Source organism: Nitrosomonas eutropha, assembly GCF_900116685.1.
Taxonomy (GTDB): domain Bacteria; phylum Pseudomonadota; class Gammaproteobacteria; order Burkholderiales; family Nitrosomonadaceae; genus Nitrosomonas; species Nitrosomonas eutropha_A.
This window is the reverse complement of sequence record NZ_FPBL01000020.1, coordinates 1-10236: the sequence shown is the minus strand read 5'-3', so window position 1 is coordinate 10236 and position 10236 is coordinate 1. Positions and strand designations below refer to the sequence as shown.

Below are 10236 nucleotides of genomic sequence, written 5' to 3'. Positions count from 1 at the left end.
TGGGTGTCAAATTTCCTGCGTGCTTTCATTAATATGTCCTCTTAAAGTGGATTTAATCCACCTATCAAGGTGTCTGTTTAAATTAGACCACTACAGTGTACCTGTCCCAGTTCCAGCTGCTTCCCTATGAGCACGTGTGCGATCAGTTCCGGGATCAGATGGGCATCCCCGTCAGCGCCAGCTCCCTGTTCAACTTTAATCGTGAAGCCTATGAACGGCTTGACGACTTCGAGCAGGGGGAGAAAGCACAACTGGCCATGGCTGCGGTTGCTCATGCTGACGAAACCGGCATCAATATCGATGGCCGGCGGCGCTAGCTGCACTGCCTGTCAACACCCGATATCACGCTGCTTTACCCCCACGATAAGCGCGGCACAGAGGCCATGGATGCCATGGGAGTGCTACCGCTGTTTTGCGGCGTGCTCTGCCATGATCACTGGAAGCCCTATTACCGCTACAGCACCTGTGTGCACTCGCTGTGCAATGCCCATCATCTGAGAGAGCTGGAGCGAGCCTAGGAGCAGGATGATCAGCGCTGGGCTCGCGACATGCAGGAGCTATTGCGCGAGATGAACGATGCCACCCACCAGAACAACGGTTGGTTAAGCACCACAGAAGTTGTCAGCTGGCGCCAGCGGTACCGTGACTTGCTCCAGCAGGCCGAGACCGAATGCCCCGCCCCTACCCCGAAACAAGACCCCGCAAAGAAGGGACGGGTGAAGCGATCCAAAGAGAGAAATCTGCCGGAATGATTACGGGACTATGAGGACGACGATGTACTGCGTTTTATGGACGATCCGCAGATTCCATTTACCAACAATCAGGGTGAAAATGATCTGCGTATGACCGAGGTCCAACAAAAGATATCGGGCTGCTTCCGTTCCCTTCAGGGCGCACAGATATTCTGCAAAATACGTGTAGCTACCTCTCGACCTGCCGTAAACAGGGGGTGAGTCCATCTGAGGCGTTAACCCTGTTGTTCAGAGGAAAAAGCCCAAATTTTATGCACCAGACTGTTCAGAGTGCTGAATAGTTACTCCAATTATTTCCAAATAAATCCGTTGAAAAATAGTGTAATTTCAGCAACACCTACACCGAATATGTTGCTGAAAGGTAATAATCGATAACAGGACCTAGGAATTCATCCGGGCACGGTAAAATAAATCCAGAATTTTTGAGAATTTCACATGTCTCCGTATTGGTAAATACTTGATTCTCAGTGTAATTCAGGAAAATAGGTAATACGTTAACAGAACGTCTGGTTTTTCGGGGCAGAAAAGGGAGAATGCTGCTCACCAAGAGCTTGAACCAGGGGACAGGCAAAATATGTTCATATGGAACAAACAAACCCTTTTCCCTGAACTTCAGGATTGCTAGTATTCTTGCTTTATCCAGAGAAGTCGCATTTTTTTGTCCGGCACATAAGTGCAATACCCTACCAATCGTTAAGGGATTTCTACTGGACCAGGAAACTACCCGTGCAACGTAATCGACAGGGATCGTATCCACATATCGTTCGGAAATATCAGGTATTACCCCCCGGGTGCGACGACCAGTAATAAATTCGAGTAAAAAATAGAAAATCTGGAAGTGCAGTATATACCCCGTCAGACTATTTCCTACAATCATGCTCGGCCGATGGACAGTAATAGGTAAACCCCGTTCAGCCTCCACCCTTAGCACCGATTCGGCTTCTGCTTTGGATTGTTCATACGTATTATGAAAATCTCTTGGCTCCTCCAGCCATCCCTCAGGCAATGGCTCCTTTCGCTTACCACCTACTCCAACAGTACTTACCACTTCCATTTTTTTTAATGAGCTATTTTTCCAGCCTAATTGTGCCAGCTGTATCACATGCTCTGTCGCAGTCACTGCCGCCAGACGTGCCCGCTCAAGCGAATGATTCATGCGCACACTGGCAGCACTATGGATGATGTGCGTAACTCGCTCCCCCAGCTTTGCAAATTCATTAGGAGACAATCCTAATTTTTCCTGTTCCACATCACCTTGTACGAAATTTATCCTGTTGGCAGTTACAGTATTGATTTCAAGCGATGCTACTAGCCACGCAGCCCGCTTTTGCAAAGCGGCATTGTTCTCAGCACGAACCAACAAAACTAATTGATTTTGAGAATCTGCCAAGAGCTCTCTGACAACAGCACTACCAAGCACACCTGTAGCACCAGTAATAAAATAAGTATTCATATAAAAAAAATAACAGGATCCCTATTAACTACAATGTCACAATTATCAGCATCTACCTGTTTATGCTTATTCACATGATTGGTCTCAGATCCACAGTTTTTAAAACAAACTGAAAATCGTTGGATAATAATATTACGACGCACCTTCATATTAACTGTTAACTCACCCCCACCAACCGTAAAAGATTTACCTGTTATACCAATACAAATCGGGCGTTGATAAAAAGGTAAATCACTTAGCGCTATATCGATATCTTTTTTCAGCAATTGATATAGCTTGCTTTTTGAGATGTTTTCCATACTCTCAAATATTTTTGCTTGATCGTGCAGATCAATTTTTTGCATGTATCTCTCTAAATTAACAACAATAATTGCAACAATTTTGCCGGATAAATGCTGAAAAACAACACTGTTCTCTACACAATCAATCTGCCCAAACCGCTCTTCAACTCTTGCAGGCGACACCCACTTGCCAGTCGCTGTTTTAAAAATATCGCCCTTTCTGCCAATCAATGAAAGAAATCCTGCTTCATCCAGCTGGCCCAGATCGCCAGTATGCCAATAGCCATCCGCTGAAAAGCGCAGATCACTTTTTTCCTGGTCATTCTGGTAACCGCTAAAAACACCCGGTCCACGTACGAGAACTTCCCCATCTTCCGCAAGCGTTATCTCATTTGGCGACAATGGCTTGCCAACCGTACCCAATTTATGGCAAGCAGGGTGATTTACTGCAACCGGGACAACATTCTCGCTAATACCATAAACCTCATAGATTGACAGTCCAATTGCTTCGTACCATTCCAGCAACCAGACTGGCATTGCTGCTGATCCACTGACAACATAACGTATTCGCGAACCAAATATCAGCCGCAAACGGCTTAAAAGTATACAATTTGCCAATCTCAAGAGAAATGAATCCATCATCCCAAGCTGATAATTTTCTGCCTGTCTTACTACCACGTATTTATAGCCAGTACGTATTGCCCATTGCCCCAATTTGCGAATCGGCCAAATCTGGCTTTCAATGCGCTCAACAATGCCTGAATAGATACGTTCCAATACTTTTGGTACACCAATCAGAATATCTGGATTAACTTGTCCGATATAGCGCATTAGATCACGCGGATTGCTCAGCATATAACTGGATGCACCAGTTTTCACTGCACAAAAATTAACGATACGCTGAAAAAGATTTGCAAGCGGCAACCAGCACAAGAATATAGTTTTATCATTAAAGCCATTAAATACACCAGTGATAGCTTCAATCGCAATAATAATCTGTACATGCGAAAAAGTGACTGCCTTGGGCATACCTGTCGTACCGGAAGAAAACACAATAACTGCTTCGTCCTGCGGCTCTATAATCTGGAAATTTACAGATACCCCAACCTTCTTATTTGCCAACAGATTAGCCATGCATAATTCATTTTCTTGCAACGGTTCTTCTTCAAAAAAAATGAACAGGTTGATTCTCTGAAGAATATTCGGGGAGATCTTTGCCAGAACCAATCTATTCTGGACAAACAAGGCGGCAGGTACGATATTCTTAACCACATGGTTGAGCTGATCGGTGGGATATTCAGGATCAATACCAGCAACTACGGCACCTATTGACAGCGCCCCCATCTGCGCGCACTCCCAATTAAGTGAAGTGGGCGCTATGATGCCAATGTGGTCACCTTGCCTGATACCTGCATTAACTAATGCAGCCCCAACTTGCATGGTAGCCCGTGCGAATTGTTGCCAGTTGGTTGATTGCCAGCTACCATCCTGATCCAGCGTATAAAATGCCGCTGCATCAGGGGTTGTGATGCAACGCATCGCCAGTAAGCTAGGCACCGTCCCAACTTCATTATCAACGCAAGTACTTACTTTGATCTTATTACTCAACGAAATTATCTCTCTTACAGGAGGTTTGTTTGGGTTCATCACAACAACTCAATCCGCCACGCCACCACAAGGTTCTTTGACTTGGCAATCTAGTGCTTCCGCCCCTGCATCACCTTTATTCTGGATTACTGGATTACTTCAACTCAATGGGTTTCGCAATGACACCATATCTACCGTCACTGTAAGGAAATTGGTCTTTAGCCATGAGTAAATGTGGTGATCAAGCTGAGTCGGCAATCTAGCACTTTCGTTACTATTACAACTGAATCGTGTTTTCTACTCTACTGTGTTTGCAACCAAGGCTGTAATAACAATGAGCGTTATCAGACATCCCCTAATCTATTTTCGGGTCATATGCACCACGTGGTCGGGTGATCTGCAAATCATCATTCTGTAAACCCAGTTGGTGCATTTGTTCGGTGGTATTACGCCCCAAGAGTAATCGGTGTTTGATCATAAAATTAACAACGGGGGTGGCAAAATACCAATAGGCACGACTGGCCTTGCCTTCGCGAATGAGCGCAGAAAACTCCGGTGCATACGGGTTATAACCGAAATGCTTGAGATCTGAATACATCAGCAACCAGTTAATCGGATAATTACTGTAAATTGGGTTGCCGTGCGCACGTCGTTGTACCAATCCCAGTTCGTGTACCTTGCGAATCATACCCTCCTGATCATAATCCCAAGCGTGAAAGGGCGCGAGATAACGTGGAAAATGAGTACTCACAGGAAAATGCTTTGGATTCCAGAAACGTGCTAATTCATCTTCCGAAAATTCACTGGATTCGCGTAAACCGGGTGGTGTCCAGTCCGTTTCGGTAATCAGCTTGTGTGAAAATTCATATTCCATACGCTCTGGCTCCGGCTGACCTGGTGAATATCCAGCCAGTACCAAAGGAATACCTTTCTCTGTCGCCACCTGCAATGCATCCCCTTCAAACAGCGGAGCATATACGTAGGAAACCGTGTAAACAGCACCGCGCTCTTCCTGATTCATGAGTAAATAGCGGAACAATTTGTGATAAAACTGAGCAGAAGGTCGATATACCAGATGATCAATATCCAGTTTATGAATCGTTCGGCGAATATTTTTCCAGGCGATATCAGGAATATTAACGTCGGTAGTAAATGCCAGCACGTTCAGTTTGTACTCAACCTTCAGCCGGTAAAGCAGATAAAGACTGTCTTTCCCGCCACTTAAACAAACCAGCGCATCATAAGGCCCTTTGCCACGGCAATCCTGTAGTGCCTTCTCAAGATCGAGCTGCCGTTTCTGGCGCAATTGATCAAACTGACTTTTAGCATCAGGTACACGAGATCTACAAAAAGCGCACGTTCCATTTGAATCGATTTCAGCACCGGGCGCATTATGAGGGAGTAAACAAAGCTTGCAATGGGACATATCAAATTCCAATTGGTATTAAAGTTCCTTCTGGTGAAAATAGCAGTGTAAGTGCATCCTGTAACTTTTTTCACATAAAAATGGTTCAATTTATTGCTTTTGATCTTAACCAATAAAGATAAACTACTTTATATTTAAAATTTTGTGGTTTTAATTCAAAAGAACAGACTCAATGAATACTTATTCAGCAATATGCAAGATATGTGGTAAGGAAAGTGAAATTGATGGCAGTAATACTGTAAAAATAAGATCCAATGTACGGCAATTTAAAAAAGAGCAATTCACAGTCTGGCGCTGCGCTCAATGCAATTCATTACACAGCCTGGAAGAGATTGATTATGACTATTACTATAAAAATTATGTCATGCAGAAACAAAAGATAGATTTCGCCACACGGTTGTTATTTATATCCAGACTTCGTCAATTAGTACGCGGAGGGCTTTTGCCCCATCATTCAATACTGGATTTCGGTTGCGGCAACGGTGGTTTCCCATATTTTCTAAAGAAAAAAGGTTACGTAAAAACAATTGGTTATGATCCTTTTAGCAGTCAATTTTCCGATCGATCCATATACACACAAAAATTTGACATAATAAATAGTCAGGACGTCATTGAACACAGCTCGGATCCCGTTACATTTCTAGATGAGATAACTGCACTGGTTAAGCGTCCCTGGGGGAAACTAATGATTGGTACCCCGAATGCAGATTACATTCATCTAAATGATCCTCTAGATGAAGTTGGTTGGTTACATCAGCCTTACCATCGCCATATCCTCGGTAGCAAACAATTAATCCAAATGCTTGAGAAAAAAGGGTTTCGCATCGATAAAGTTGAACAGAAAAGCTATATGGATACAAAAATCCCTTTCATCAATTCAACATTTGTATTCAACTACATGACTTCTACGGACGGAACAGTTGACAGTATTTTTGACCCCATAAAATTTGGCCTAATCTATACCTCACCTCGGCTTTTATTCCATGGCCTCTTTGGTTATTTATTGAATCATAAAAAAGATATTTTTATTACAGCGACTGCTCTTTGAACCAGACTCTCGAAAACAAAGGATAAACGCGGAAATAGTAGCTTATAACTCTGCTTACCCGGATCACAATGCACAACAATACCAGAAAAAAAATACTCTTCTTTGCCGAACCCGCTACATTGGCTCACGTGGCCAGACCAACAGTATTGGCAGGTACACTTAACTCCGCACAGTACGATGTCAGCATTGCTACAGGTACTGACTTTAAATCGATTGCTTCTCAAACGGGTTTACCAGTTCATGATCTCTGGAGTATTGGGAGCAAGGCATATCTCGCCGCCGTAAATACCGGGCAAGTGGTCTTCAGCTATGATGTACTCAAACGCTATGTTCAGGATGATTTGCAACTAATAAGCACCCTCAACCCAGATATCATCGTAGGTGATTTTCGTCTATCCCTCGCCATTAGTGCACGATTAGCGAAAATACCTTATGTAGGGATATCCAATGCCTACTGGAGTCCCTACGCGCACACAGAATATGAAATTCCAGCACACCTAACTACGCAACTACTAGGCTTTACCGTTGCCAATCATATTTTTCGGTTATTACGTCCTGCTATTCTGGCGCAACATAGCCTACCCATGTACAGGCTTTATCGAAAATACAGAATGAAACCACTTGGGTTTGATCTGAGGTGTGTATTTACCGAGGCTGATATTTCAGTTTTCGCAGATGTTCCTGAAATGGTTCCAATCCGGGATTGTGGTGTTCCGGGTCGATACACTTATATTGGTCCGGTTATCTGGTCACCGGAAGTTGCACTCCCTCCAGAACTCGCAGCTCAATCAAAAGATTTGCCATTGATATATATCGCCATGGGAAGCTCCGGTGATCCAAGTTTGCTCAATACGATTGTAAGAGCAACTACATCACTTGGCTACAAGGCAGTAGTTGCAACTTGTGGTTACTTACTGGATAAATCAATACGCGGCCAGATTGTTACGCGTAATTTTTTGCCTGGTGCAAGTACTGCTGCGATAGCAAAACTGGTTATTTGTAATGGCGGCAGTCCCAGTACACATCAGGCACTACGGGAAGGGACGCCTGTTTTAGGTATTCCGGCCAATATGGATCAACTACTAAATATGAACTTCATCGTGGCAACAGGTGCCGGATTAAAAGTACGCGCAGATCAGGTAACGTATAACAAGATCAGGGCAGCAATACAACAAATACTCAATGAAGATAACTTTTCCAAGAATGCTCAACAAGTAGCAAACTGGTTCAAAAACTGCCAACCTAAAGAAAAATTTCCGGAGATTATCAACAAAATCAGCTCACATCTCTCTTGAAAGACTAGACTAAAATTTTTTACCGCTTATCGCTCAATGTCGTCTAATTACCTACCTAAACGAGAAACCGGCAAATTGCCGGTTTCTCGTGATAACACTCCAACTATCAGTATTAAGCTACCAAGTTATTTTTTCTGCGCGTGGTAGCAAATAAACCAAACATACCTAATCCCAAAAGAGCAAGTACTCCGGGTTCTGGCACTTCGCTAGGAGTAAAACTTTGATTACCGTCTGCCTGAAACTGTAAGGCGTTCCCTACAATAGCCGTCGCAGTTCCATCACCATTTGGTCTAGCATCCGCTGGATTCCAACCCGTCGTGTTAGGGCCAAATTGAAGCGTGCCAAAAGCAACGGTTTTAATCATATCAGGATTAATATATGTACTGTTGGTACCCACTACATTACCTGAGAAATGAAATTCTCCACTCCTAGTACCTGGATTAAAGCTTCCGATATCCTGAACGTTAACATCTCCCCACAACAACTGAACCCCATCATCAAATCCGGTACCGGCTATCATACTCGCTCTTGTCCCATCTAGACCAGCGTGATCATAATATATTGACCACGCTCCACCCGTCGTTGAAAAATTCACAGCACCAGAAGCATCAATGCTCTCAACCTGTTCATTAAACGAGGCAACAACCGTATACTGGTATAAATTAGCACCTAATATACCGCCGGTTGCAGCTGATGCCAAGCCGCTAAGGCCTTCAAAGGCATTCCCAGCAGGATCCGTGATGGAGACAGCAGATGCGAAAAAATAAGTAGTAAAAGCATCACCCACACTCAATCCTCCTTCCGGGATAGGCGTTGATATTGCCGTGCCATTCTTTGCCCAGTCGAATCCATCGAACGGCATGTGGGTACCATCCAGATTAGTAATAGACGGGGCTGCCATTGCCGATGCAGACAAACCCATCGTCGCTGCCACAAGCACTGAAGTAAAGATTTTTTGTTTCATGGTTACCTCTCGAGTTAATCAATTTAAAGAATTAGTGTAGAACTTACCTGCTTACTACTGCAATAATATAGAAGCAATATACGTGCCATAATTTAAATATCTGTTTCATTCACTATAAATCAAAGTGTTACATATCATGTCCAACTTCCTCAAGCTATCACTAATACGCCAGTGTAAAATATTCCGACAGATAACCAAGATCACTGTGGCGTTTATATAGAAAATTCCAACATGGATATAGCAATAAAATATTACATCAAACTAGCATTTCGTAATCTTACACGTCAAAAAAGACGAAACACAATTGCTATTGCTGTGGTGATATTCAGTTGTGCTGTCATGATACTGGCCAGCGGCTTTATTGAATGGATATTCTGGGGTATGCGGGAAACCACTATCCATTCGCAACTGGGTCATCTACAGATCGTCAAGCCTGGTTATTTTGAGACCGGCAAGGCGGACCCCTACCGTTTTTTGCTGCCAGATGATCTTCGAAAGAGTTTGTCGAAAAACTTTACATTTGGAACAAAGGAATCCTTGATAAAGACAATTGTTCCTCGCCTTAGCTTTAGTGGCCTGATCAGTCATGGCGATTCCACGCTTTCCTTCATTGGCGAAGGGATCGATCCGCAGGAGCAGGTACACTTTGGTAATGCGCTTAAGATTTCAACTGGCAGCCATTTATCTGTTGATCATCCTGATCACCTCATCATAGGGGAGGGGTTGGCACGCAATCTGGGTGTTGAGGTGGGGGATCAGGTGGTACTGCTGGTCAATACCGCAACGGGGGGGATTAATGCTGTTGAAATGACCATCGGCGGCTTGTTTAACACCGTTACCAAATCCTACGATGATAATGCACTACGGTTGCCAATCAGCATTGCGCAGCAACTGTTGCGCACGCAAGGAGTGCATAGTTGGGTCGTGCTGCTAAACGATACTGCACAAACGGATACTGTATTAGTGGCACTACGCAAGCAGCTATCACCAGATCAGTTTGAGATCGTACCCTGGTATCAGCTAGCGGATTTCTACAATAAAACGACAGTGCTATTTACTAAACAGGTACAGGCAATCAAGCTGATCATCGCGCTCATTATTTTGCTGGGTATTTCCAACACCATGACGATGAACGTGATGGAACGAACAGGAGAAATCGGTACCGCCATGGCGCTGGGTGTAAAAAAAATCGACATCTTGCGCCAGTTTCTGTGTGAAGGTGCGCTGATTGGTGGCATCGGCGGTGGGCTGGGTGTGCTGATTGGTTTGCTGCTGGCGGCAATTATTTCTAATATTGGTATCCCCATGCCCCCCCCACCTGGTATGGCACGCGGTTACACCGGAGAAATCCTCGTCACCCCGGATATGCTACTGGAAGCACTGGCGTTGGCTATCATTACCACGCTTATCGCCAGCTTTTACCCCGCCTG

Annotated in this window: 7 protein-coding genes and 1 pseudogene; 4 read left to right on the top strand and 4 right to left on the bottom strand. The window is 44.1% G+C overall.

The annotated features are described in order from the left end of the window. Positions 1-95 precede the first annotated feature (95 nt). Positions 96-1033: pseudogene (gene tnpC / locus BM331_RS12290) on the top strand (IS66 family transposase); the annotation flags it as partial. Between the two features lie 56 nt (positions 1034-1089). On the opposite strand, the gene BM331_RS10995 reads toward tnpC, so the two are convergent. From BM331_RS10995 to BM331_RS10985, 3 genes are all read right to left on the bottom strand, one after another. Continuing rightward, a complete protein-coding gene (locus tag BM331_RS10995; protein ID WP_074929512.1) occupies positions 1090-2205 on the bottom strand; it encodes an SDR family oxidoreductase in 1116 nt (371 codons plus the stop codon). Then, positions 2202-4043, bottom strand: coding sequence for an AMP-dependent synthetase/ligase (locus BM331_RS10990; protein ID WP_177217865.1), 1842 nt, complete (start codon positions 4041-4043; stop codon positions 2202-2204). The genes BM331_RS10995 and BM331_RS10990 overlap by 4 nt, the downstream gene beginning before the upstream one ends. A 385-nt stretch (positions 4044-4428) precedes the next feature. Then, positions 4429-5499 (bottom strand): adenine nucleotide alpha hydrolase family protein, encoded by a 1071-nt coding sequence (locus tag BM331_RS10985; RefSeq protein WP_074929510.1) that lies wholly within the window; start codon positions 5497-5499, stop codon positions 4429-4431. A gap of 172 nt (positions 5500-5671) precedes the next feature. Here BM331_RS10985 and BM331_RS10980 point away from each other — a divergent pair, with 172 nt between their 5' ends. Both BM331_RS10980 and BM331_RS10975 read left to right on the top strand, forming a co-directional pair. Further along, on the top strand, positions 5672-6547 hold the full coding sequence (locus BM331_RS10980) for a class I SAM-dependent methyltransferase (protein WP_074929509.1): 876 nt from the start codon (positions 5672-5674) through the stop codon (positions 6545-6547). Positions 6548-6615: 68 nt separating this feature from the next. Continuing rightward, positions 6616-7842: a glycosyltransferase gene (locus tag BM331_RS10975; protein WP_074929508.1), complete on the top strand. Its 1227-nt coding sequence runs from the start codon at positions 6616-6618 to the stop codon at positions 7840-7842. Positions 7843-7954: 112 nt separating this feature from the next. Here the strand turns inward: BM331_RS10975 and pepA are convergent, their stop codons facing one another. Continuing rightward, positions 7955-8806, bottom strand: coding sequence for a flocculation-associated PEP-CTERM protein PepA (gene pepA, locus BM331_RS10970; protein WP_074929507.1), 852 nt, complete (start codon positions 8804-8806; stop codon positions 7955-7957). A 231-nt stretch (positions 8807-9037) separates the two neighbouring features. Between pepA and BM331_RS10965 the strand changes: the two genes are divergently transcribed. Continuing rightward, the coding region (locus BM331_RS10965) for an ABC transporter permease (RefSeq protein WP_074929506.1) at positions 9038-10236 on the top strand (1199 nt) is incomplete at its 3' end.

Excerpts from the sequence above, each read along its gene's own strand:
- BM331_RS10995 (WP_074929512.1), bottom strand. The coding sequence starts at position 2,205 with ATGAATACTTATTTTATTACTGGTGCTACAGGTGTGCTTGGTAGTGCT.
- BM331_RS10985 (WP_074929510.1), bottom strand. The coding sequence starts at position 5,499 with ATGTCCCATTGCAAGCTTTGTTTACTCCCTCATAATGCGCCCGGTGCT.
- BM331_RS10980 (WP_074929509.1), top strand. The coding sequence starts at position 5,672 with ATGAATACTTATTCAGCAATATGCAAGATATGTGGTAAGGAAAGTGAA.
- BM331_RS10975 (WP_074929508.1), top strand. The coding sequence starts at position 6,616 with ATGCACAACAATACCAGAAAAAAAATACTCTTCTTTGCCGAACCCGCT.
- pepA (WP_074929507.1), bottom strand. The coding sequence starts at position 8,806 with ATGAAACAAAAAATCTTTACTTCAGTGCTTGTGGCAGCGACGATGGGT.